This window comes from Phytoactinopolyspora halotolerans, from assembly GCF_010550675.1.
GTDB classification, from domain to species: Bacteria; Actinomycetota; Actinomycetes; order Jiangellales; family Jiangellaceae; genus Phytoactinopolyspora; species Phytoactinopolyspora halotolerans.
This window is the reverse complement of sequence record NZ_JAAGOA010000003.1, coordinates 420207-444005: the sequence shown is the minus strand read 5'-3', so window position 1 is coordinate 444005 and position 23799 is coordinate 420207. Positions and strand designations below refer to the sequence as shown.

Below are 23799 nucleotides of genomic sequence, written 5' to 3'. Positions count from 1 at the left end.
CTCAGTTCCCCCCTCTCGCACTGGAGAGATCGACCCGGAACAGCTTGATGAAGGCCACGCTGATCAGGACGACGCAGAGGAAGAGCAAGACCGACACCGCGGAACCGAGCCCGATCTCCAGCCGCCCGATCGTCTGTCTATAGGCGAGGAAGGAGACCACCTCGGTGTTCTGCGATCCCTGGGTCATGATGAACACGTTGTCGAAGATCCGGAATGCGTCCAAGGTCCGGAACAGCAGGGCAACCATGATCGCGGCCTTCATGTTCGGGATGGTGACCTTGTACATCCGCTGCCACCAGGTCGCGCCGTCCACCTTGGCGGCCTCTTGCAGGTCCTCCGGCACCTGGGCGAGTCCGGCCAGCAGGAGCAACGAGATGAACGGCGTCGTCTTCCAGATCTCCGACATGATGATGACGGTCACCGAGGTGCCGAAGCCGCCGAACCAGTTCGTCTCCTCACTGATGGCCGGCAGCCAGCTGAACCACGAATTGACGAATCCGGTCTGCAGGTCGAACGCGTACAACCAGGCGAACGCCGAGACGACGGTGATGATCGCATACGGGATCAGAATGGCGGTGCGCAGCACCGGGCGCAGCGTCGTGATCGCCCGGTGCATGACCAGCGCGAGGGCGAACCCGATCACCGCCTCGACGGCCACCGTGATGGCCGTGATCAGCACCGTGACGCCCACCGCCTGCCACCAGACGCTGTCGGTCAGCACGACGGCGTAGTTGCCCAGGCCGTTGAACGCGCGGGCATCCGGGTCGGTGAGGCGGTACTTGAACAGCGACTCGTAGAAGGCCTGTGCGATCGGGTACGCCGTGACCAGCAGCATCACCACGAATGCCGGGCCCGCCAGCAGCCAACCCAGGCGTCGTTCCGACCTGGCCCTGTCCGACGTCGGCGGAGGTGCGGTCTTCTCCACTTGAAGCTTGCCTGCGGCAGCTGGTGTCGCGGTCACAGCAACTTCTCCCCTCGCAGCACGCTGGAGATCAGCTCGGTCGACGATTCAGGGGTGGAATCCGGACGGACCGACCCCGGAGGGTGCCACGTGTCCTGCAGCCCGGTGGAGACCTCGTTGTAGTACGGCGTCATCGGGCGCGGCGCCGCATCCTCCAGCGATTCCCGGATCACCGGCGCCATCGGGAAGACGTCCAGCACTTCCGGGTCGTCGTAGGCGTCCGCGTGCGACGCCGGGTTCCCGTCGTTGACGAAGTAGAAGGCCTGATTCTCCACCGACACGATGCACTGCACCGCGTCATATGTCTCGTCCAGGTGGTCGCTGAACGCTCCGATGCCGAGATTGATGCCGCCGATCGGTGGCCGGGACGGAGTGTCCGCATCCACCGCCGGGTACTTGGCCCAGCCGATGTCGTCCACCAGTGACTGGTCGAGCGAGCCGTCGTCGACGGCGGCCAGGGTGGCCGGCCAGACGAACGGCCAGTTGACCATGAACGAGCCGCGATCGCCCTGGAACTGGAACATGGACGCGCTCTCGTCCTGGTTCGGGAAGCCGGGCCCGCCCAGCCCCTCTCGTCCGATCGTCTCCATGATCTCGGCCGCGGCCCGGCCCGCGTCGCTGTCCAGGCCGAACTCGACGTCCTCCACCGGAGCGTCCGGGTTGGAGATGATCTGCCCGCCGGCGGACTCCACAAGCGCGTTGATCCACACCGTGAGCGCCTCGGCCCGGATCCCCTGGGCGCCGATGTATCGGTCCTGGTCGCGCGCGGCCTCGATGATCTGTTCCCAGGTGACCGGCTGGTTCTCCGGATCGAGCCCGGCCTCTTCGGCCACCGATCGGCGATACCAGAGGATCTGGGTGTTCGCCCAGAACGGAACGGCGACGAGTTCGTCCTTCCACGTCGCACTGTCGATCGCCCCCTGGACGGTGCCGTCGGTGACCGCCGCGGCGACGTCCTCGGGTATCTCGGCCAGGAATCCGGCCTCCGCGAACTCCGGAATGAACGGCGGATCCAGGCTCATCAGGTCGATCGAGCTGTCGTTGGCGGCCAGCCGGCGAGCGAGCTGCTCTCGCTGGGCGGACGCCTCGCGGGGCAACAGGCTTGTCTCGATCCGGTAGGCGCCGCCCGCCTCCTCGGTGCACCGCCTGGCGATCTCCGCCTGACCGCCGTTATCGCTGTTGATGTACCACGTCAGGGTCGGCGTGTCGCCGTCGTCGCTTCCGCATGCGGCCAACGCCGTCATCGTGGCGAGTGCAACGGCCCAGATGGCGCTCGTCTTGCCCACATATGCCTCCCGATGACTCTGCTCTTCGCGCCGCCACCGGAAGGTGGTCGCCACGGCTCCGGGGCGACGTTGTGACTTAAGTGATGATTAGTAGAACAGCTGACGCGAGATTTGGCGACCCTGCCGCCCAACTTCATCCCCGATCCTTCGTTCAGCTGGTGACACGTCACCTGACGACCGGCATTTCGGGCGTCATTCGAAACAGTCGGTCGCCGTTGTCACGACGATGCCCCCTGCGCGGACTGAATCGTTTCGCCCACCGAGGTATCCGTACTGACATTCACTCTTCGACACGTGACCATGCGTGTCATGGCGGACAAGAGCCACAGCTCGACCGGCTTCCCGTCAGGTCTGCCAGCACAGAACACGCCGCACCCGTCTTGGGGATTCTTCATCTCTGAAGACGTGGCACCCTGGTAGGTGGTGGACGACCTTCCGGAGACCTTGGCGCGCGGCGACGGCATCGCCGGCGAGCTGGCGCTGCGCCGGCGTGGTGGCCAGGACGGCGTCTACGAGTTGATCGTCAACGGCACCTTCCTGATGGACACCGCCGAGACGTCCACCGAGCGCCTGCTCGCCGATGTACTGCTCGATCGGCACGACTCGCCACGCCGGGTGTTGGTCGGCGGACTCGGTTTCGGTTTCACCGTCGACACCCTGCTCGGGGACGCACGAGTCGATCGGGTCGACGTCGTCGAACTCGAGCCATTGCTGGTCGATTGGCTCCGCGACGGGATGGTGCCGGCGGCCGACGTCGTGATGAACGATCCGCGGGTGCACATCGAGGTGGCCGACATCCGGGACGCCCTCGACGACGCGGCACCGGAGCTCTACGACGGGATCCTGCTCGACACCGACAACGGCCCGGGTTTCCTGGTTCGGGACGAGAACGCTCGAGTGTACGAACCGCCGGCTCTCCGGGCCGCCGCCGACGCCTTGGCGGTAGGCGGGGTATTGGCGTTGTGGTCCGCAGCGCCGTCGGACCGGCTGGCCGTCGCGTTGGCGGACAGCGTAGGCGACGTCACCGAGTTGGTGCGGACGGTCACCCGGCAAGGGCGCGAGGTGGACTACCACATCTACCTGGCTCAGCGCCGCCCACGATGAGTCAGTGAGCCGGGCGCCTGCACGCGCCCGCCACGTCAACCCCGGTGATCTGTTTCAGTCGGTGTGATCGGCGGGCGCGGGTCAGGCGGCCGCGACGGCGCCGGCGCCGAAGGCCGCCAGCCAGATCCCGACGTGGTGGCTGGCGAAGCCCGCCAACGTGAAGGCGTGGAAGACCTCGTGGAAACCGAACCACCGCGGCGACGGGTTGGGCCTCTTCATCCCGTAGACGAGCGCCCCGAGCGTGTACATCAACCCACCGGTGATGATCAGCGCGACGATGGTCGTGCCCCCGTACGAGGCGAACTGAGGCAGCCAGAACACCGCCGACCACCCCAGCGCCACATAGATGGGGACGTACAACCACCGCGGCGCGTTCACCCAGAACACCCGGAACCCCACACCCAGCACCGCGCCCGCCCACACCAGCGTGAGCAACACCCGCGCCTGCTCGGAGGGCAACACCAGAAGGGTGAACGGCGTGTACGTCCCGGCGATGATCAGAAAGATGTTCGCATGATCCAGCCGCTTCAACACCGCTTGCACCGGCGGGGACCACCGGCCGCGGTGGTAGACGGCGCTGACCCCGAACAACAGCGCCGCCGTCAGCGTGTAGACCGCCGCGGTGATCCGGACCACCTGCGACGGAGCCAGCGCGATCAGCGTCAATCCGGCGACGACCGCCACCGGGAACGTACCGGCGTGCAGCCAGCCGCGGAGCTTAGGCTTCACTGCGGCAAAGGCGTCCTTGAGCTGCTGCGCGTCGACCGACATGCATCCACGGTAAACCAGAAACGCCGCCGTGACGTCTACCGCATGTACGGAAGTATGAGACAGCGGAACACATGATGTTCGCCACGTGTTGCGCGGCGATTCGGGGTAGTCTTCTCGTCCGGGGACACGAGGAGATTCGAGTCATTCGGGAAGGAACGCCCATGGGCCTGACGGACGTGGTCTACCGGCTCTATGGGCGCAACCTCCAGAGACAGCTCGAACCCGAGCGGCTTCCGGATCATGTCGCCGTCATTCTCGACGGCAACCGTCGCTGGGCACGGGCTTTCGGCGCGCCGACCGCCAGCGGGCATCAGGCGGGCGCTGAGAAGGCCCAGGAGTTCCTCCGTTGGTGTGACGAGCTCCACATCCGCGTCGTGACCGTCTTTCTGCTCTCTACGGACAACCTGCACCGCCCCGAAGACGAACTGGTGCCGTTGCTCGGCATCATCGAGGGTCTGATCAAGGATCTCGCCGCCGCGGGGCGATGGCGGGTGCATCCGGTGGGCGCACTCGACCTGCTGCCGGACCGGACCGCCACGGTGCTGAAGGAGGCCTCCGATGCGACCCGCGACGTCTCCGGCATGCACGTCAACGTGGCCGTCGGCTACGGCGGCAGACGCGAGATCGCCGACGCGGTGCGCGCGTTGCTTCAGGAACACGCCGAGAAGGGCACGTCCCTGTCCGAGCTTGCGAGCATGGTGACGGCCGAGGACATCTCGCGGAACCTCTACACCAAGGGGCAACCGGATCCGGACCTTGTCATCCGTGCCAGCGGAGAACAGCGCCAATCCGGCTTCCTGCTCTGGCAGAGCGCCAACTCCGAGTACTACTTCTGTGAGGCGCTATGGCCGGACTTCCGGCACGTCGACTTCCTGCGCGCGCTGCGCTCCTACAGCGAGCGCGAGCGTCGCTACGGCCGGTAAGCGCTCCGCCCGCCGTCACCTCGCCCTCGCCCCGCCCCCATGATCATGAACACTTCCCGTTCACATAGCACGGTAAGTGTTCATGATCATGGGTGATTGCAACGCAACGTTAACCAGGGGTTTGGGCGTGTCCGGGTGCGCGCATGGGGGTGACATGTACGCTGGTTCTCAACGGTTGGTTGGGGAAGCCAGCCGTTCGGGAGGCCCGTCCAACGTGCTGCGACCACGGCGCGAAGGGAGGGCCGGCACCCGGCCCTGTGGGCCCGGTCCCGGTCCTTCACGCGACTAGGAAAGCCTGAGTCGTCAGGGTGCACTCAGGCCGAGGGAGACGGACGTGGCCGCTTCCAAGACTCAGACCGGTCTTCACCCCAGCCCGCCGCCGGCCGATCGCATCACCTACGTCCTCGACACCAGCGTCTTGCTCGCGGATCCGTACGCGATCTTGCGCTTCGCCGAGCACGACGTCGTGATGCCGATCGTCGTCATCACCGAACTGGAGGCCAAACGGCACCACCCCGAACTCGGTTACTTCGCTCGCAGCGCCTTACGCCTTCTGGATGAGCTCCGGCTCGAACATGGCCGCCTCGACCAGCCGTTACCCGTCGGCGACGACGGTGGCTCGGTACGGGTCGAGCTGAACCACACGGATCCGGAGGTGCTGCCGGTCGGGTTCCGGCTCGGTGACAACGATTCGCGCATCCTTGCCGTGGCGCTCAACCTGGCCGCGGAAGGTAGTGATGTGGTCCTGGTCTCCAAGGACCTACCGATGCGGGTCAAGGCGTCGTCGGTCGGCATACGTGCCGAGGAGTACCGCGCCGAGGCGGTCGTCGAGTCGGGTTGGACCGGCATGGCGGAGCTCGAGGTAGCCGGCTCGGCGCTGGACTCCCTCTTCCAGAACAACACCGCCGACCTGGAAGAAGCCCGCGAGCTGCCGTGCCACACCGGCCTGGTGATGCACAGCGAACGCGGGAGCGCACTCGGTCGGGTGGCCCCGGACAAGTCGGTCCGGCTCGTCCGAGGTGACCGCGAGGCCTTCGGCCTGCACGGGCGTTCCGCCGAACAGCGAATCGCCCTCGACCTCCTGCTCGACGAGGAGGTCGGCATCGTCTCGCTGGGCGGGCGCGCCGGCACCGGCAAGTCCGCGCTGGCGCTGTGCGCCGGCCTGGAGGCGGTACTGGAACGCAGACTGCACAAGAAGGTGCTGGTCTTCCGGCCGCTCTACGCGGTGGGCGGGCAGGACCTCGGCTACCTGCCCGGCAGCGAATCCGAGAAGATGAACCCGTGGGCACAGGCGGTCTATGACACCCTTGGCGCGCTGACCACGCAGGACGTCGTCGACGAGGTGATCGAGCGGGACATGTTCGAGGTGTTGCCGCTGACTCACATCCGGGGACGCTCGCTCCACGACGCGTTCGTCATCGTCGACGAGGCACAGTCGCTGGAGCGGAACGTCCTATTGACCGTGTTGTCCCGGGTGGGCAGCAATTCCCGCGTGGTACTGACGCACGACGTCGGGCAGCGGGACAACCTGCGCGTCGGGCGCCACGACGGCATCGTCGCCGTGGTCGAGAAGCTGAAGGGGCACCCGCTGTTCGCTCACATCACCCTGACCCGGTCCGAGCGTTCGCCGATCGCGGCCCTGGTCACCGAGATGCTGGAAAGTTCGACGCCATAGCCGTCTCACGGCTGAAGGGCAGACATTGTGGTCGCACCTGCGACCACAATGTCTGCCCTTTCCACATCAGGGATGCGTCATGCGCAGCACGTCGAGCGCCTCGTCGAGCTGCGTCTCGGTGAGCTTGCCCTGCTCGATGTATCCACGCTCCAGCACGACCTGCCGGATCGTCTTCCGCTCCGCAAGGGATTGCTTGGCGACCTTGGCCGCCTCTTCGTACCCGATGTAGCGGTTGAGCGGCGTGACGACCGACGGCGACGACTCGGCGTACTCGCGGCACCGCTCCTCGTTGGCGGCCAGACCGCTCACGCAGCGGTCCGCGAACAGCCGGCTGATGTTGGCCAGCAGCCGGATCGACTCCAGCACGTTGCGGGCGATCACCGGCAGCATCACGTTGAGCTCGAAGGTGCCGGAGGCGCCGGCGAACGCCACCGCGGCGTCGTTGCCGACCACCTGGGCCGAGACCATGCACAGCGCCTCCGGGATGACCGGGTTGACCTTGCCGGGCATGATCGACGACCCCGGCTGCAGATCCGGCAGCGCCAGCTCGGAGAGACCCGTGCGCGGTCCGGACCCCATCCAGCGCACGTCGTTGGAGATCTTCGTCAACGACACCGCTATGGTGCGCAGCTGTCCGGAGAGCTCCACCAGCCCGTCCCTCGCACCCTGCGCCTCGAAGTGATTGCGGGCCTCGGTGAACGGCAGTCCGGAGTCGGATGCCAGCCGGCCGATGACCTTCTCCGCGAACCCGGGCGGCGTGTTGATGCCCGTACCGACGGCGGTGCCGCCCAGCGGCAGCTCCGCCACCCGGGGCAACGCGGACTCCAGCCGTTCGATGCCGTAGCTGATCTGCGCGGCGTAGCCGCCGAATTCCTGGCCGAGCGTCACCGGCGTGGCGTCCATCAGGTGCGTGCGGCCGCTCTTCACCACGGATGCGAATTCGTCCGCTTTGGCGGACAGCGCGTCCTGCAGGTGCTGCAGTGCCGGGACCAGATCCCGGACGACGGCGCGCGTAGCGGCGACGTGAATCGCGGACGGGAACACGTCGTTGCTGGACTGCGAAGCGTTGACGTGATCGTTCGGGTGGACCGGCGACCCCAGTCGCTCCGTGGCGAGGGTCGCGATGACCTCGTTCGTGTTCATGTTGCTCGACGTCCCGGACCCGGTTTGGAAGACGTCGATCGGGAAGTGGTCGTTGTACGTTCCCTGGGCGACGTCGGCCGCCGCGTCGTGGATCGCCTTGGCGATCTCCCCGTCCAGGACGCCCAGCTCGGCGTTGACGCTGGCCGCGATGCCCTTGATGGAAGCCAGAGCATGGATCAGCGAGTTCTCGATACGCATGCCGGAGACGGGGAAGTTCTCGACGGCCCGCTGTGTCTGCGCGCGGTATTTCGCCCAGGCGGGCACCCGGACCTCACCCATCGTGTCGTGTTCGATGCGGTACTCGGTGTTCGTGGCGTCGTCGCTCATGGATCCCATCATCCCGCGCCGACTCCGCCCCACCACCCCGGGGCTCCAGCACGCACGTCGCGTCCGCGGCCCGGCACGGCGGCCCTTCCACGCGCCTTTGCAATGCACACATATACGCATCGGGGCGATTGCGCATTGCACCCCGGGTAGACGTGCCCTGCTGAGCACACATGCCGACGCGTGACGCGTAGACGCGTGTTGCGTATGTGTGTGCATTGCAAAGGCGGGCCGGCGCCCAGGACCCTCCCCCTGCGCGCCGCCAGTTCAGCGTCCGCGGTTCTACCGCGACATCTGTGCGGCGAGTTCGGTGGGATCGCTGGTCGGTCGGTCGCAGACGAAGTGTCGGCAGACGTAGGCCGACGGCGCGTCGTCGACAAGCGGCCGGTCTCGCAGCAACGGCACCGACTCGGCGCTCGGATCCGACGGATCGCCGACGACGACCGCCGCACCGGGCGACGGGTGCCGCAGCGCCGCACGATGCAGCTCGCCCGTACGCGCGTCGCCCGCACGTCCGACGACGGCTACCTCCACCGGACCCGCAAGCAGCGCTTCGGTCACGGCCATGCCCCAGCCACCGAACCGCGGCGCTTGAGCGGCCAGCGCGTCGTAGATACCCAGCGCGGCCTCGGCCGCCTCTCGATGACGCGTCGACCCCGTGTAGGCGGAATAGGTCAACAGCGCGCCCGTAGCGGCGGACCACCCGGACGGAGCAGCGTTGTCGGTCGGGTCCTGCGGACGGCGAACCCCGGCCAGCCGGGCGTCGGTCGCGTCGTCGGCGGTGTCGTAGAACCCGCCACCGTCCGCGGGGAACCGGTTCAGTATGACCTCGAGCAGCTGCTCGGAGAACGACAACCACGCCGGCTCCCCGGCGACCTTCAACAGCGTCAGGAAACCCTCGGCGACGTCGCCGTAGTCCTCCAGCACACCGCTGGGCACGCCGGCCTCGCCGCCACGGGAGACGCGGCGCAGGCGGCCTTGCTCATCGAGGTGCAACTGCACGAGCAGATCGGCACACCGGGTGGCGGCATCCACCCAGGTCGGTTCGTCGAAGACCGCGCCGGCCTCCGCCAGCGCGGCGATGGCGAGCCCGTTCCAGGCGGCGACGACCTTGTCGTCACACGACGGCTGCGGACGCCTCTCACGCGCGGCGAGCAGCGCCTCCCGGACCTCCGCGTAGCGTGTCCAGTCACCGGGATCATCCGGCAGCCGCAACGTCGACGTGCCGTGCTCAAAGGTGCCGGACTCGGTGACGCCGAAGAGCCGAATCGCCCATTCGGCATCCTCCGGGTCCAGGACCTGGCGCAGTTGCCCGGGCGTCCACACGTACGAGGCGCCCTCCGCGGGCTCACCTGTCTGCTCGTCCGGGGCATCGGCGTCGATCGCGCTGGCGAACGCGCCCTCGGGGGTGCGCAGGTCACGTAACAGAAACTCCACCGTCTCGCGTACCACCCGTTGCGCCAGAGGTGAACCCGTGACCCTCCACAGGTGCACATAGACGCGTAGCAGCTGCGCATTGTCGTAGAGCATCTTCTCGAAATGCGGCACAGTCCAGGACTGATCCACGCTGTACCGGGCGAAACCGCCACCGAGCTGGTCGTAGATGCCGCCCCGAGCCATCTGCTCGCACGTCCGCTCCACCATGGCCAGCGACCGTTCATCGCCGGTGCGAGCGTGATGCCGCAACAGGAACTCCAGCACCATCGACGGCGGGAACTTGGGAGCACCGCCGAAACCACCGTGCTCGGCGTCGAACGTCGAGGCCAGCCGCTGCACCGCCAGGTCCATCCGCTCGGCCGTCGGCGCGGACGTGTTGGCGCTCGCCCGCGGCCCGTCGAGCCGCTCGGCGATCTGACGGGAGGCGTCGTTGACAGCGTCCCGGCGGTCCCGCCACGCATCGTTGACGGCGGCCAACACCTGTGGGAACGACGGCATGCCGTGTCGCGGTTCGGGCGGGTAATAGGTGCCGGCGTAGAACGGCTTCCCGTCCGGGGTGAGGAACACCGTCATCGGCCAACCGCCCTGACCGGTCAGCGCCTGCACCGCCTCCATGTACACGGCGTCCACATCCGGCCGCTCTTCGCGATCGACCTTGACCGACACGAAGTGCTCGTTCATGTACGCCGCGATCGCCTCGTCCTCGAAGGACTCGTGCGCCATGACGTGGCACCAGTGACACGCCGCGTAGCCGACGCTCAACAGCACCGGCACATCACGCCGTGCCGCCTCATCGAACGCGTCGTCACCCCACTCCCACCAGTCCACCGGATTCTCCCGATGCTGCAGGAGGTATGGGCTCGAGGCTGCGCTGAGACGGTTCACCCAGATCCTTCGTCGCATTCCCAAGGGCATGCACTACCCATACCAGCCCACGCTACCCTTCGTCGGCGGTTTCGAAGAAGCTCGGTGATCGCGGAGCGCATGGCCCCGCGATCATCGGGCGCGATGGGCCGGATCAGGCTGGATCAGGCCGGCTCATGCCGATCCACCGGGCCACCGGAGCACCGGGCCACGGAGGCGAGTTCGCTGGCTCACTGGACGCGAGCCAGCTCTCCCGGGCCGAAGACCGGGCCTGTGACGTACACCGTGCCCTTGTGGTCCACAGCGACGCCACCGGGCAGGATCAGCTCGCCAGCCGCCAGTTCCACCGTCGTCCCGCCGTCGGGCGACACGCGATGCAGCGCACCTATGGGCGGCACCAGACCGAGTTCCCATGGGAACCAACCCTCCGCCACGAGCTCGACGACATAGAGGCTGCCGTCCGGCCCGAAGTCGAGGTCGACGATCGAGGTGAACCCGTCGGCGTGGCGTTGGCACGCGCCGGTATCCGGTGCGTCGGGGTCGCACACGGCGTCGACCGAGTCCGGTGCGATCCGCCAGATCTGTGACGTGCCCGGCGTCCCCGGGAAGCCGCGCAGCTCGCCCACGTAGTAATACCCGTCCGGCCCCACGGTGACCGACGTGGCGACGCCCTCGGACGGGATGGGCGTTCCCGCCGGCGGCAGGGGTTCGCCCTCGAACTCGTCCGGCAGCCCTTCCGGCGTCTCGACCACGCGCGGCTTGTTCCGGGCCACGGTCACGATCTCCCCATCGGGGAAGACGCGCAGCAGATCGTTACCGGCGGCGTCCGCGACCAGAGCGCTGCCGTCCGGAAGCGCAGCTACACCGAACGGGTTCGATTCCTCAGGATGATCTTCCACGTCGTACGGGTCCGGATCGATCTCTTGGTAGGCCGCTATGTCAGCCACCGCGCGGACCCCCTGGCCGGGATTCGACTTGTAGAGAGTGGCGGCACCGCTGCCCGGCGCACCGGCCGCCGTCAGCGCGAACGTGTTGCCGCGCCCGTGCATCGCCACGGCCGGTGCGATGAACGTCGCTGGGACGGCGCCGAGGTCCGCGACACTTCCGGCGTGACGTCCCTTCGTCGTCAGTTCGCTGATGCTGCCGTCGGCCTCAGCGAACACCACCCTTCCCGCAGGTCCTGTCGCCACCCCACGCGGGCCGTCAAGGCCGTCGACGACGGTGACCAGGCCGTCGTCGGCAGCTGCCTGGGTGCCCCCGGCTACCAGTACCACCGCGGAAGCCAGTGCCACCGCAACTCCCGGCGCGCGAGTGCGTGCGTGAATCCAACCCATGACCGTTCCCCCCTGGTTCGGTCAGTTGAGATGCCATCTGAGGCAGGCATCTCACAGAGTGATGACTTTTCCTAGTCCGGTGATCATGGCCTGTCAACAGTGGACCGGACGACGGCGGGTAGAGTCATGGAGCGGGAGGTACATGTCGTGACCGATCAACCTGCGTGCTGCGCGGCCGCTCGACCCGCCGGCGACACCGTCGCGATGGATCTCGCACCGCCCACGCCGTCCGGCCCCTCGCCCGGCCAGACCGACACCGCCGGCATGGTGGAACTGCCGGGAGGCACGTTCATCATGGGGACCGATGAGCAGGACGGGTACCCGGCCGACGGCGAGGGCCCAGCGCGCGAGGTGACGCTCAGCCCGTTCTGGGTCGACACGACGACGGTCAGCAACGCCGATTTCGCCGCATTCACCGAGGCCACCGGGTGGATCACCGTGGCCGAACGTCTCGGCACGTCGTTCGTGTTCGGCGGTTATCTCCCGGACGACTTCCCCGCCACCCGGGGCGTCGCTGAGGCGCCGTGGTGGCGAGAGGTTGGTGGCGCCGACTGGAGGCACCCGGAAGGGCCGCATTCCTCCATCGAGGATCGGATGGAGCATCCCGTCGTCCATATGACCTGGCGCGACGCCCGTGCGTACGCGAAGTGGGCCGGCAAGCGGCTGCCCACCGAGGCGGAATGGGAGTACGCCGCTCGCGGCGGCCTTGTGCAGAACCGCTATCCGTGGGGGAACGAACGCGAGCCCGGCGGTGAGCATCGGATGAACGTCTGGCAAGGCACCTTTCCCGCCAAAGACACCGGCGCCGACGGTTACGTCGGGACCGCCCCGGTCGATGCTTACCAGCCCAACGGATTCGGCCTCTACAACATGACTGGGAATGTGTGGGAATGGTGCTCGGACTGGTTCGATCCGGCCTGGCACCTTACCGGACCGCGGGTGGACCCGGGCGGTCCGCCGCGCACCGGACGCAAGTCGATGCGCGGCGGCTCACATATGTGCCACGCGAGCTACTGCTACCGCTACCGGGTGGACGCCCGCAGCTCCAACACGCCGGACAGCTCTGCCGGGAACATCGGCTTCCGCTGCGTACGCTCGGCCTGAGAGCGACGGCGGTCTGCCTGATCAGGGACTCTGCGAGCCGAACACCTCAGCCATCGCGTCCTGGTCGAGAGCCTGCTCGTTGAGCTCGTTGAGGCTGTACCAGTTCCCCGAATCATCCCGGAACACCGCCTCCACCCCGTACGGACGGACCGCCGGCTCCTGCAGGAACTCCACACCACGGGCGGAGTACTCCGCGAATGTCTTGCGGCAGTCGTCGGTGTTCCACGCTCCCGCGCTCAAAGCTCCCTTGGCCATCAGCGCCTTGATGCTGGCCGCCGTCTCCTCGTCGTGCATGGGTGGCCCGGGGACGGTGAGGGACAGCTGGAACTCCGGGCTGGCAGGCGGGCCGACGGTGAGCCAGCGAAACCCGTTCTCCATCGTGACGTCCTGTCGTAACTCGAAGCCGAGCTTGTCGATGAAGAACGCCTTGGCCTCCTCATAATCGTTCACAAAGACGCTGGCAACGCCCAACTTTGTGATCATGTCCGTCCTTTCGGTCGTGCGGCCGCTTTGCGTGCGACGCCGATCATCGCAGGGGCGGCCGGTCAGCCGACGCACACCGGAACGTGTGCGTCGGCACGACGCTAGTGCGCACCGTGCTGCCTTGGCTTCTCCGTCATTGCTGCCTTTGCAATGCACAAATACACGCAGCACTTGGCGTTCGCTTGCCGCACGACTGATGGTCCGCATACATGTGCATGTGATGGCCGGTCTAGGTGCGCACGTGGTGTTGCGTATATGTGTGCATTGCAAAGGCAGTGATGGTGCGTCGTCAGGACCGCCTCCGCGCCGCGGTGGGCGCGCCCCACATCAGCACGTAGCAGCCTGGAATCGGCGGCCGCCCGGATGCGCGTGCCCGGCGCTGGAACTCGGACGGTGACATGCCGACAAGCTCGGTGAACAGCGTGCTGAATGATCCCAAACTGGAGAATCCCACCAGGTGACAGACCTCGGTGACGGTCAAGTTCACCGACCGCAGCAGGTCCTGCGCCCGCTCCACGCGCCGACGGGTCAGATAGCGGCCCGGGGTCTCCCCGTAGGCAGCACGGAACGCCCGGATGAAGTGGTAGCGGGAGTACCCGGCTGCACCGGCGATCCGGTCCAGATCGAGAGGTTCGGCGTAACAGCGATCGATCAGATCGTGCGCCCGGCGCACGGCGCTCAACGACTGGAAATCTGGGGCGGCGGGACGTGTGCCCATGCGGGCATCCTACGTATCCTCAACGACAGCACGAGTGACCTCTACCGGCGACAACGCGAGCCGGAAGCGCACCCGATCCCGGGTGCCGGCTCTGGGCAGAACCTGCCCACGTGGCGTCAACCTTGGTCCGGACGCTCCTCGTGGCTGCGGACCCGTTCCTCGTCCGTGCTGGCCGACTCGTCGAAGTCCACCCTGCGCAGCTGCTTGCGCATACTCCGATACAGCACGACCAGCGCCAGGGCCAGCGCGATCACGATCCAGAAACCGGCCGAGCCGGCACTGATCGGAAAGCCGCCCCCGTCGTCGGTACGCCCATCGCGGAACATGCCCAGGGCTGCTATGACCTCCACACCGATCACTGTACCCCTGTCGGCAGATCGTCTTCAGCCCTCCGCAGGCCGGCGAACAGATCATCCTCCGGCAGGCTGGAGTCGACCAGAGAGCGCACCAGTTCGTAGTCTTCCGTTGGCCAGGCTTGCTGATGCACGTCCAACGGGACCGCGAACCATGGTCCTTCCGGGTCGATCTGCGTGGCGTGCGCCAGCAGCGCCTTGTCTCGTGTGGGGAAGTACTCGGCGCACTCGACCCGCGTCGTCACCCGGCGATCCCACTCCGGGTTCGGCTTCCACTCCTGCAGCCGCTCCGCATACGGCGAGGTCAGCCCGCGTCGCTCCATCTCCTCGTGCAACGCGACGAGTCGCTGACGGTGGAAGGAGTGGTGGTAGTACAACTTCTTCGGCTGCCACGGGAGGCCGGCGTCCGGATACATCCCCGGGTCGCCGGCCGCGTCGAACGCAGCGACGCTCACCTTGTGGCACATGATGTGGTCGGGATGCGGGTAACCGCCGTTCTCGTCGTAGGTGGTCATCACGTGCGGGCGAAACCGACGGACGATCTCCACGAGCGGGGCGGCTGCCTTTTCCACCGGCTCCAACGCAAAGCAGCCGTCCGGCAGCGGGGGCGCCGGATCTCCTTCGGGGAACCCAGAATCGACGAAGCCGAGCCATTCCTGCTGGATACCGAGGATCTCGCGCGCGGCGTCCATCTCCTGTATCCGGATCCGGCCGATGTTCTCCAGGACGTCCGGGCGATCCATGTTCGGATTGAGGATCGAGCCACGTTCGCCGCCGGTACAGGTCACGACCAGGACCTCAACCCCCTCGGCGACGTATCGGGCTGTCGAGGCGGCGCCTTTGCTCGACTCGTCGTCCGGGTGCGCATGCACATGCATCAGCCTCAGCGTGTCGACCATGATCACCTCGTCAGATATCTCCACCCACGGCAACGCGGCTCCGGGTGGCGCATGTTCCGCCACGCGGTGTACAACACCGGTAGAGTGTGCGTCTTCGCGCCACCTCGTCACCACGGATACCCCGTGAGAGACAATAGTGCCGTACCGACCGTCCAGCACAGCGACCGGAGCCCCTCGTGCCCGACTCTTCTACCGGCGAACGTCCCGACACCGGCCGCACCGGCGGGCGCGGTCAGACGATCGCGCTGATCGTGGTCGCGGTGGTGTTGACGGCCGTCGTCGGCTGGTTCGCAGTGGATCGGCAGCAGCAGAGCAAGGGGCAGGCCGCGATCCACTCGTACGACAACCCTGCGGACGGCGTCCTGCCGGTGACCGTAGAGGTGGATCGGGACCCGGACACCGCGTTAACCTGTGAATTGATCGCCGTCGACGACCGGCAGATCATCGTCGGGCAGCTCGATCTGGAGATCCCGCCAGGCGGCGATCGCAGACAGCGCATCGACGCAGATATACCACTGCGCGGCGATGGGATCGCTCCCGAACTGATCGGCTGCACCGTCGACGACTGAGCAGCTCAACCGGTCCCCGCTCGGATTGTGCGCGGGCCGCCCGGCGTCCGCGGACCGGCAGTACTCGCGCCGATCGCGGTGGCGTTGACCTTCGCATCATCGCCGCAAACCGGGTTGGCTTGCTAATCTTGTTGTTTCGCCCCGAGCTGGACATCTACCGGGCTCCGGCCCGGACGAACAACAGGACCACACCCGACGTCGGGTGTGGTCCGACGACTAATAGGCAAGGAGCAGATGCCGTGACCGCTACAAGCGACAATGTCGCCTGGCTCACCCAGGATGCTTATGACAAACTCCAGGAGGAGCTGGAGCATCTGATGGGACCGGCCCGTGCCGAGATCGCGAAGCGTATCGAGGCGGCCCGTGCCGAGGGCGATCTCTCGGAGAACGGCGGTTACCACGCAGCCAAGGAGGAGCAGGGCAAGCAGGAGGCCCGTATCCACCAGCTACAGCAGCTCCTGCAGCGAGCCAAGGTCGGCGAGACGCAGGCCGACACGGGTGTCGTCGGCCCGGGGATGATCGTCGAGATCAAGTTCTCCGGCGACGACGAGATCGAGCGTTTCCTGCTCGGCTCGCGGGAGCTGTTGTCCCTGGACGAATCGGTCGATCTCGAGGTGTACTCGCCCCAGTCTCCGCTCGGCGCGGCCATCAACGGCCAGAAGGCCGGTGCGACCGTCTCCTACGAGGCCCCCAACGGCCGCAACGTGACGGTCGAGATCGTCAGCGCGAAGCCGTACACGCCCTGAACGAGCCCGTCCGCCTGGCGGTGAATCCACACATGGATCCAGCGCGGCGGGCGGGATCGGCGCTCTGGCGGCGCAGGGGCGAACAGACATGAAAGAAGCGGGCCGGGAGGAGCACTCCTCCCGGCCCGCTTCGTGTGCGGCGCCCGCAATCACGTGCGGCGCTCGACCGGAGTCGTTCGCCGGCGCACACCCCACACGGCGCTGGTCACTTGCTGGCCGCGGCCTTGTACTTGCGGACCGCCAGCGGCGCGAAGACCACGGTGATCAGCACGCACCACAGCAAGGCTGCGGGCACGGGGTGCTGCATCGGCCACGCGTCGGAGACGATGATGCTCTCGTTTCCGAAGAGTTCCCGCCCGGCGGCCACTATGGCGCTGATCGGGTTCCACTCGGCCATCGTCTGCACCACCGTAGGCATCGTCTCCGGCGGCACGAACGCATTCGACAAGAAGATGACCGGGAACAACCAGATCAGACCCGCCGACGCGGCCACCTGTGGGTTGCCGACGGCCAACCCGATGAGTGCGCCGACCCACAGCATCGCGAACGCGAAGAGCAGCATCAGGCCGACTCCGCCGAGGAAGGGGCCGATGCCGTTGTGTACCCGCCAGCCCACGATGACGCCACAGATCATCATGATGATCAGGACGACGAACTGACTGGCCAGATCAGATATCACCCGGCCGGCGATGACGCCCGAGCGGGCCATCGGTAACGACCGGAATCGGTCGATCAGGCCCTTGTGCATGTCGTCTGACAGCCCCACGCTGGCCGGTGCCACCGCGAACGCCATCGTCTGTACGAAGATGCCGGCCATCAGGTATTCGCGATAGTTCACGCCCTGCACCGGGATGGCTCCGCCGAACACGTAAGCGAACAGCACCACGAACATGATCGGCTGGATGAACATGTAGATCTGGGTGTCCGGAACCCGTAGCCCACCACGGATGTTCCGCCAGGCGATCACCATAGTGTCCTGGAAGACCTGCTTCAGCCCGGCGCTCTTCGGCGCCAGCTCACCGGGGCTCGTCTGCACCGCTGTCACTTGGCACCTCCCTGCGTCGCCACGCTGTCGGCTGATTGCTGGTCATCCTTCGTCTCTTTTTCCTCCGCCTTGTGGCCGGTGAGCTCGAGGAACACGTCATCGAGCGTGGGGCGGCGCAGGGCGATGTCATCGATGTCGACCTGCTGCTCGTCCAAGTCACGGATCACCTGGACCAGGCCCTTCGACCCGGCCGTGCTAGGCACCGTCAGCCGGCGCGTGTGCTCGTCGACCTGACACTGCCCACCGCTCCCGCGCTGCAGGATCTCGGTCGCTCGATGCAGCATGTCTGGATCGTGCACCACGACCTCGATCCGCTCGCCGCCGACCTTGGCCTTCAACTCATCCGCGGTCCCCTCGGCGATGATCCGGCCCTGATCGATGACGACGATGCGGTCCGCAAGCACGTCCGCCTCTTCCAGGTACTGGGTGGTCAGCAGGATGGTAGCCCCGCCGCTGACACGCTCGCGGATGACGTCCCAGAGGTCGAGTCTGCTAGCTGGGTCGAGCCCAGTGGTGGGCTCGTCGAGGAAGAGCACCCGTGGGTGGATCACCAGGCTGCCGGCCAGGTCGAGCCGGCGACGCATGCCGCCCGAGTATGTCTTCGACGGACGGTCCGCGGCGTCTGTCAGTGAGAACTGTTCCAGCAGCTCGTCTGCTCGCTTCTTCGCCTCCTTGCTCGACAGCTGGTAGAGCCGCCCGAACATCCACAGGTTCTCCCGGCCGGTCAGGTTCTCATCGACCGCGGCGAACTGTCCCGACAGCCCGATGCTGGCGCGCACCGCCTGCGGCTCGCGGACCACGTCATGACCGGCCACCGTGGCACGACCACTGTCCAACGGCAGCAAGGTGGTGAGCATCCGGACGGTCGTCGTCTTACCGGCGCCGTTCGGCCCGAGGATACCGACGACGGTTCCTTCGTCGACCGATAAGTCGACTCCGCTGACCGCCTTGACCGCCTTCTCTCCAGAGCCGAAGGTCTTGGTCAGACCCTCGGCGATGATCGCATTCAACGTCCTAGTCCTTTCCGAACCGCGGTGCACCGCGTTGTCAACCCCAACACAGCCGGTCGGCACGCACTCTGCTGACCGGCCCCGTCCTGATCATCGCCCCACGAGCGTGACCGCATCTTGGCAGCCGTCACCGACAGAGTCCGGTGTCATCAGATCAGTCATGCTCGCTGCGATGTCCTCGCCCGAACGCTGGCTTCTCCTGCAGGGGGAGAGTCAAGCGCCGCTCAGCCCACACCGTACCGACGTCCGAGCAACTCAGCGCCATGGCGCCTGCCGACGGCCCGCAACGGCCGCCGGCTACTGCAGCAGCTCAGTAGCCTCATCCAGGTCGAGTTCACCGGCCGCCAACCGCCTTAGCACGTCCTCCCGGTCGACGGACGCCGGTGTCGCGTCCACTGCTCCTACCTCCTCTATGCCGAGACGGGCCAGCATCTCCGCATAACGGATCCGGGCCGTCGGATAACTTACGCCCAGCTCCCGAGCGAGTTCCTTCATATTGCCCCGGGATGCCAGGAAGACGCTAAGCATTTTCCGTTCTTGTGCGGGAAGCGAACAGTACGGACAGCCGGTGAACCGTCCGGAAAGCTCCGACCCGCAGGAACCGCAGCCCAGCCGGGTGACCATCAACAGATCGCCGCAGACAGGACAATCTCTCGGCGGCTGGTAGCCGTCTGGGTGCGGCGGGTGATGCGCGCCATGGCCGTCGACGGTCACCGCATGTCCCCACGGTCCGGTGTCTTGAGCGTCACCGCACCCATGACCACCTCGAGATCTATTTCCGCTGCGCCCAGGCCCACCACCACATCCCGGTGGCGATCCTTCGGCTCAGGCACGACCGAGAGGCGGCCCAACTGGACGTCCGACCGTACCCGGGCGTCGGTGCCGTCCCCCAGCGTCAGCTGCAGCGCTCCGGACTCACAGCGCAACCGGGACTGGCCGTGTGTCTGCACCATGTCGACCTGTGCCGATCCTGCCTGCATCAGCAGGTCGATGGGTGCCTCGGCGCCACGCAGCCGCAATGAGCCGGCGGTCATGCGCACGTGGTCCACCGCTCGTGCCCCGTCGACCTCCAGCGATCCGGCGATCACCTCGACCCCAAGCGGGAGATCGGGCCGGATCCGGACCCGCAACTCCAGGTTCTGACCGAAGCCGGCCTGCACCCGGTCAGCCATCTCTCTCCAGCGGCCGCCGGCGAGCAGGGTGAAGGCATTGTCCGTCGGGACGAACTCCGTCTCACCGGTGACCATGAGAGTGGTTCCGTCCCGGCGGATGGTGTGCGGGCCCTCGATGGCCACGGTGGAGACCGATGGGTCTCCGATCACCCGCACACGTCTCGACGTGGCGCGGACGAGCAGCCGGTTGATCTCCGGCATGCTCGGCAGCGCCCGGCCTTCGACAGGTTCCGCCTGGTACGGGGCTACCTGCCCGGAGGCACGCTCCTCCAGCAATTGGGCCGCCGCGGACGGGTCGAGTTCGCCGGCGGCTACCTTCTCCAGGATCTCGCGGGTCTCATCGTCGTCGTTCACGTAACCGATGATGCGCGAGAATTTCTATATCGTCAATGCCCTTTTACAAAAGTTAAAGTCGATCAGCTCTCCGGGATGGAGAGCGGATAGTCGGCTTGCCGCAGCCGCGCGAGCACGCGGGCCCGATGCTCCGGCCCCCGCGTCTCCAGCTGTAGAGAGACCTCGACCTGGTCGATCGGCAAGGACGCACCTGTCCGCTCGTGGACCACATCGAGCACGTTCGCGTCCACCGACGCGAGTTCGCCCAGCAACTGCGCCAGCGCACCCGGGGCGTCCGGCACGCGCACCCGGATGGACAGGTAGCGCCCGGCGGCCGCCATACCGTGCCGGATCACCCGCATCAGCAGGAGCGGGTCGATGTTGCCACCGGAGAGCACGGCGACGACCGGCGGTTGATAGGCACCGGCGTTCTCCAGCAGGGCGGCCACCGCAGCCGCACCGGCCGGCTCGACCACCTGCTTGGCCCGCTCCAGCAACGACACCAGGGCCCGTGACAGGCCCTCCTCAGAGACCGTCACCACACTGTCGACGTACTGCTGGATGATCTCGAACGGCACCTCGCCCGGCCGGCCGACGGCGATACCGTCCGCCATCGTGGACAGCCGCTCCAGCGAGACCGGCGCACCCGCTTTCAACGATGCCGGATACGCCGCGGCCCCTTCCGCTTGCACCCCGACCACGCGGACGTCGGGCCGGATGTGATGCACCGCCAGCGAGATCCCCGCCAGCAGACCACCGCCGCCGGTGCCCACCATGATCGTGCGCACGTCCGGACATTGCTCCAGGATCTCGATACCCACACTCGCCTGTCCGGCCACGATGTCCGGGTGGTCGAACGGATGAATGAACACGGCCCCCGTCTCCGCCGCGAACGCTCGAGCGGCCAGCAGCGCCTCATCGACGGTGGACCCGGCGAACCGGACATCCGCGCCATACGCCTGGGTTGCTCGCTCCTTGACGATCGCCGCGCCTTCCGGCATGAACACCGTCGCACGTGCGTCCAGCATGCTCGCCGCCAGCGCGACACCCTGGGCATGGTTACCGGCGCTGGCCGCCACGACGCCGAGCCTGCGCTCCTCCGCCGTCAGACGCGCGATACGCACGTAGGCACCACGGATCTTGAATGAGCCGGCGCGTTGCAGGTTCTCGCATTTCAGATACACCGGGCCGCCCACCTTGCCGCCCAGCCAACGGGAGTCTTCCAGCGGTGTCGGCCGCACCACATCGTTCAGGAGCTCGCGGGCTGCCTTCACCTCGTCCAACGTCAGGTCCATGGTCTTAGATCCTGTCACTGGTTGTGTGCTTGCGCACGCGGCATCCTGGTGCACCCGGGGTCCCGGCGTTCGCGGGCGGCGGAACGGGCGCAGTGCCGGTGTCCTTCACGAGCATCGGACGGAGCGTGCTCGGTAGGGTGATGCTCGTGAAGCTTGCATGGTTGTGCAGTCATGAGTCCTATCAGCCGGAGACGCTCCTCGAGCACGCTGTCCTCGCTGAGCAGTCCGGCTTCGACGTGGTCACCGGAGCGGACCACTTCCATCCGTGGGTGGACGACGCGTCCGCGGCCAGCTACGTGTGGAGCTGGTTCGGCGCGGTCGCACACGCGACGTCGCGGGTCGAGCTCGCCACCAGCGTGACGGCTCCGCTCTTCCGCTACCATCCTGGCCTCATCGCGCAGGCCGCGGCCACCTTGGACCGGCTGTCCGGCGGCCGGTTCATCCTCGGTGTGGGCACCGGCGAGGCGATCAACGAGGCACCGCTGGGCTACGAGTTCCCCGGCTACAAAGAGCGCATCGCGCGCATGGATGAGGCACTGGACATCATCCATGGACTTCTCGCCGGCGAGAAACTCGACATCGACGGCGAGTACTACCAGGCGCGCACGGCCAAGTTGTACAGCCCGCCCACCACTGGTGTGCCGGTGTGGATGGCCGCCGGCGGACCGAAGTCCGCGACGTTCGCCGGGCAGAAGGCCGAAGGGTTGATCACCAGCGTCAAGGATCCGGCTGACGCGCTGGAGCGGGTGATCCGGCCGTACCGGGAAGCCGCCGCCGCGCGCGGGGCGTCGACGACGATCATGGCCACGCGGTGGGTGGTGCTCGCAGGCAGCGACGACGAGGCGTGGGAGGCGCTCGCCGCGATGCGCGGGCTACGCGCGCCCGGGAGGCTCGAGGTCGCCGACCCGATGGTGCTACGCGAACGCGCCGACGCCATGGACCGCCGGGAGATCCTGGAGAAGTACACCATCGTCCGGGATCTGGATCAGCTGGCCGAGGCGTACAAGCCACTCGTGCACGACGTGGGCGCGGACTACGTCGCCATCCAGGTCGCGAGCGCCGACCCGGCCGACACGATCAAGCAGATCGGTTCGCAGGTGCTGCCGGCGCTCCGCGACTGGGCCGACAGCTAGCGCCCCGTACGTCGTTCAGCGGGGCGGCGGGAACGCCGGCGATCCACCATCAGTGCCCGGGTCCGGCCGAGCAACCTGCGGCTCGCCCGCCGCCCGCGGCTGAGCTGTCCGCGGCCGCGGCGGTGGTCCCCACGTCGCCCGGGACGGCGACACGGGTAGCCCGACCGCCGGTTGCGGGGATCCGGCCCTGTCCAGAGCGAGTTCCTGCCGCCGCGACAGTTCGCGGACCATGACGAGTGCAAGCACGGCGGCAGCCGCCGAGAGAGCATCACTGGCGGCCACGATCCGGTCCAGCGTGGCCGCCTGGCGGAGATACTCGTCGATGTCACTCTGGTCCGGAACGATACGTGTCGCCCTCGAGAGCGTGTTCGCCAGACCGAACACGACGGCCCACACCACCACGATGCCCGCGCCGGCGCCCGCGCCGGCTCCGTGTGGCCGGCCATGGTTCTGCGCTGGGTCAGAGAACCGACTCGCGCCGAAGAGCTGCATGGCGGGGAGGAACAGGTTGGCCACGGGTACGAACCAACCACCGATCGCCCAACCCGGCCCCAGCTTGCGCCGCGAGCCGAGGAACTGAGCGTTCTTGGCATGGCGGAACTGCCAGATGATGAACAGCACGGCGATGACGACGATCATGCCCAACTGTGCGAACCCGAGCCCGGCCACCAGGTCGTCCGCGCGTTTCCCGGTCCGCTCGTCGATGAATGCCCCGGCAACGGCGTCATCTAACAACAACGCGCGGTTGAACATCGACCCGGCAGCGGCGAGATCGACCACGACGGCGATCACCAGCAGCGTGGTCAAAGCCGTCACAAGGCCGCGCAGCGAGTATCTGCGCAGGTTCGGCGCAGGCGGGTGATGCGGCCACTGATACTGGGCTCCGGGTCCGTCCGCCATCCCCCACGTTCCACCGGCCCGATACTCGTCCACGCCGTCCCGCCTCCCGTACCCGTCTCTTCGCGCGCGCCTCGGCACCGACAAGTCCCGGTGAGGCCACGTTGACCGCCCCAGAGCTTCTCATCAAAGGGCAAAGGTGATCAAGGCCCGAAATCGGCGGATTTCGACATTCGGTGATCATCAACCGCAGGACCGCGTACGGCGCGGTCGACGGTTG

The 23799-nt window shown here is 67.2% G+C and carries 23 protein-coding genes; 7 read left to right on the top strand and 16 right to left on the bottom strand.

Features of this window, described 5'->3' with window-relative positions; genetic code table 11:
- Position 1: 1 nt before the first annotated feature.
- Together G1H10_RS06510 and G1H10_RS06505 are read right to left on the bottom strand one after the other, a co-directional pair.
- The gene (locus G1H10_RS06510; protein ID WP_312856540.1) at positions 2 to 961 is read right to left on the bottom strand and encodes a carbohydrate ABC transporter permease; all 960 of its coding nucleotides are present in this window, start codon (positions 959 to 961) and stop codon (positions 2 to 4) included.
- Positions 958 to 2205: an extracellular solute-binding protein gene (locus G1H10_RS06505; RefSeq protein ID WP_163734529.1), complete on the bottom strand. Its 1248-nt coding sequence runs from the start codon at positions 2203 to 2205 to the stop codon at positions 958 to 960. Before G1H10_RS06505 ends, G1H10_RS06510 begins: the two co-directional genes overlap by 4 nt.
- A gap of 465 nt (positions 2206 to 2670) precedes the next feature.
- Here G1H10_RS06505 and G1H10_RS06500 point away from each other — a divergent pair, with 465 nt between their 5' ends.
- Positions 2671 to 3351 carry a spermine/spermidine synthase domain-containing protein gene (locus G1H10_RS06500; RefSeq protein WP_163734329.1) on the top strand — a complete coding sequence of 227 codons (681 nt, stop codon included), beginning with the start codon at positions 2671 to 2673 and terminating at the stop codon, positions 3349 to 3351.
- 81 nt (positions 3352 to 3432) lie between these two features.
- Here G1H10_RS06500 and trhA read toward each other — a convergent pair whose 3' ends face one another.
- Complete coding sequence (trhA, locus tag G1H10_RS06495; protein ID WP_163734326.1) at positions 3433 to 4122, bottom strand: PAQR family membrane homeostasis protein TrhA; 690 nt, start codon at positions 4120 to 4122, stop codon at positions 3433 to 3435.
- Positions 4123 to 4283: 161 nt separating this feature from the next.
- Between trhA and G1H10_RS06490 the strand changes: the two genes are divergently transcribed.
- Both G1H10_RS06490 and phoH2 read left to right on the top strand, forming a co-directional pair.
- Positions 4284 to 5045, top strand: a complete 762-nt coding sequence (locus tag G1H10_RS06490; RefSeq protein ID WP_163734324.1) for an isoprenyl transferase — start codon at positions 4284 to 4286, stop codon at positions 5043 to 5045.
- A gap of 334 nt (positions 5046 to 5379) precedes the next feature.
- Positions 5380 to 6720 (top strand): RNA 5'-3' helicase PhoH2, encoded by a 1341-nt coding sequence (gene phoH2 / locus G1H10_RS06485; protein WP_163734321.1) that lies wholly within the window; start codon positions 5380 to 5382, stop codon positions 6718 to 6720.
- Between the two features lie 66 nt (positions 6721 to 6786).
- On the opposite strand, the gene G1H10_RS06480 is transcribed toward phoH2, so the two are convergent.
- From G1H10_RS06480 to G1H10_RS06470, 3 genes are all read right to left on the bottom strand, one after another.
- Positions 6787 to 8190 (bottom strand): class II fumarate hydratase, encoded by a 1404-nt coding sequence (locus G1H10_RS06480; protein ID WP_163734318.1) that lies wholly within the window; start codon positions 8188 to 8190, stop codon positions 6787 to 6789.
- A 279-nt stretch (positions 8191 to 8469) separates the two neighbouring features.
- Complete coding sequence (locus G1H10_RS06475) at positions 8470 to 10527, bottom strand: thioredoxin domain-containing protein (protein ID WP_174264093.1); 2058 nt, start codon at positions 10525 to 10527, stop codon at positions 8470 to 8472.
- 191 nt (positions 10528 to 10718) lie between these two features.
- Positions 10719 to 11780, bottom strand: a complete 1062-nt coding sequence (locus tag G1H10_RS06470) for a ScyD/ScyE family protein (RefSeq protein ID WP_163734312.1) — start codon at positions 11778 to 11780, stop codon at positions 10719 to 10721.
- Positions 11781 to 12026: 246 nt separating this feature from the next.
- Here G1H10_RS06470 and G1H10_RS06465 point away from each other — a divergent pair, with 246 nt between their 5' ends.
- Positions 12027 to 12926, top strand: a complete 900-nt coding sequence (locus G1H10_RS06465; RefSeq protein ID WP_376778577.1) for a formylglycine-generating enzyme family protein — start codon at positions 12027 to 12029, stop codon at positions 12924 to 12926.
- Between the two features lie 21 nt (positions 12927 to 12947).
- Here G1H10_RS06465 and G1H10_RS06460 read toward each other — a convergent pair whose 3' ends face one another.
- The 4 genes from G1H10_RS06460 to mca all read right to left on the bottom strand — a co-directional run bounded on the left by G1H10_RS06460 (position 12948) and on the right by mca (position 15379).
- Complete coding sequence (locus tag G1H10_RS06460) at positions 12948 to 13409, bottom strand: VOC family protein (protein WP_163734309.1); 462 nt, start codon at positions 13407 to 13409, stop codon at positions 12948 to 12950.
- Between the two features lie 289 nt (positions 13410 to 13698).
- The gene (locus G1H10_RS06455; RefSeq protein ID WP_163734307.1) at positions 13699 to 14127 is read right to left on the bottom strand and encodes a helix-turn-helix domain-containing protein; all 429 of its coding nucleotides are present in this window, start codon (positions 14125 to 14127) and stop codon (positions 13699 to 13701) included.
- Positions 14128 to 14243: 116 nt separating this feature from the next.
- A complete protein-coding gene (locus tag G1H10_RS06450) occupies positions 14244 to 14477 on the bottom strand; it encodes a hypothetical protein (protein ID WP_163734304.1) in 234 nt (77 codons plus the stop codon).
- A 5-nt stretch (positions 14478 to 14482) separates the two neighbouring features.
- Entirely contained in the window at positions 14483 to 15379 is an 897-nt protein-coding gene (gene mca / locus G1H10_RS06445; RefSeq protein WP_163734521.1) for a mycothiol conjugate amidase Mca, read from the bottom strand.
- 176 nt (positions 15380 to 15555) lie between these two features.
- Between mca and G1H10_RS06440 the strand changes: the two genes are divergently transcribed.
- Positions 15556 to 15948 (top strand): DUF4307 domain-containing protein, encoded by a 393-nt coding sequence (locus G1H10_RS06440; RefSeq protein ID WP_163734301.1) that lies wholly within the window; start codon positions 15556 to 15558, stop codon positions 15946 to 15948.
- Between the two features lie 239 nt (positions 15949 to 16187).
- The gene (greA, locus tag G1H10_RS06435) at positions 16188 to 16694 is read left to right on the top strand and encodes a transcription elongation factor GreA (RefSeq protein WP_163734299.1); all 507 of its coding nucleotides are present in this window, start codon (positions 16188 to 16190) and stop codon (positions 16692 to 16694) included.
- Positions 16695 to 16899: 205 nt separating this feature from the next.
- Here greA and G1H10_RS06430 read toward each other — a convergent pair whose 3' ends face one another.
- The 5 genes from G1H10_RS06430 to ilvA all read right to left on the bottom strand — a co-directional run bounded on the left by G1H10_RS06430 (position 16900) and on the right by ilvA (position 21549).
- Entirely contained in the window at positions 16900 to 17739 is an 840-nt protein-coding gene (locus tag G1H10_RS06430) for an ABC transporter permease (protein ID WP_216852959.1), read from the bottom strand.
- Positions 17736 to 18749 (bottom strand): ATP-binding cassette domain-containing protein, encoded by a 1014-nt coding sequence (locus tag G1H10_RS06425; protein WP_163734295.1) that lies wholly within the window; start codon positions 18747 to 18749, stop codon positions 17736 to 17738. Before G1H10_RS06425 ends, G1H10_RS06430 begins: the two co-directional genes overlap by 4 nt.
- A 297-nt stretch (positions 18750 to 19046) precedes the next feature.
- Positions 19047 to 19463 (bottom strand): DUF2089 domain-containing protein, encoded by a 417-nt coding sequence (locus G1H10_RS06420; RefSeq protein WP_216852958.1) that lies wholly within the window; start codon positions 19461 to 19463, stop codon positions 19047 to 19049.
- On the bottom strand, positions 19460 to 20275 hold the full coding sequence (locus G1H10_RS06415) for a hypothetical protein (protein ID WP_163734292.1): 816 nt from the start codon (positions 20273 to 20275) through the stop codon (positions 19460 to 19462). Before G1H10_RS06415 ends, G1H10_RS06420 begins: the two co-directional genes overlap by 4 nt.
- A 62-nt stretch (positions 20276 to 20337) precedes the next feature.
- Entirely contained in the window at positions 20338 to 21549 is a 1212-nt protein-coding gene (ilvA, locus tag G1H10_RS06410; protein ID WP_163734289.1) for a threonine ammonia-lyase, read from the bottom strand.
- A 140-nt stretch (positions 21550 to 21689) separates the two neighbouring features.
- On the opposite strand from ilvA, the gene G1H10_RS06405 reads away from it, so the two are divergent.
- Entirely contained in the window at positions 21690 to 22682 is a 993-nt protein-coding gene (locus G1H10_RS06405; RefSeq protein WP_163734287.1) for a TIGR03557 family F420-dependent LLM class oxidoreductase, read from the top strand.
- A gap of 15 nt (positions 22683 to 22697) precedes the next feature.
- Here the strand turns inward: G1H10_RS06405 and G1H10_RS06400 are convergent, their stop codons facing one another.
- Positions 22698 to 23615, bottom strand: coding sequence for a DUF4328 domain-containing protein (locus G1H10_RS06400; protein WP_163734284.1), 918 nt, complete (start codon positions 23613 to 23615; stop codon positions 22698 to 22700).
- Between the last annotated feature and the right edge of the window lie 184 nt (positions 23616 to 23799).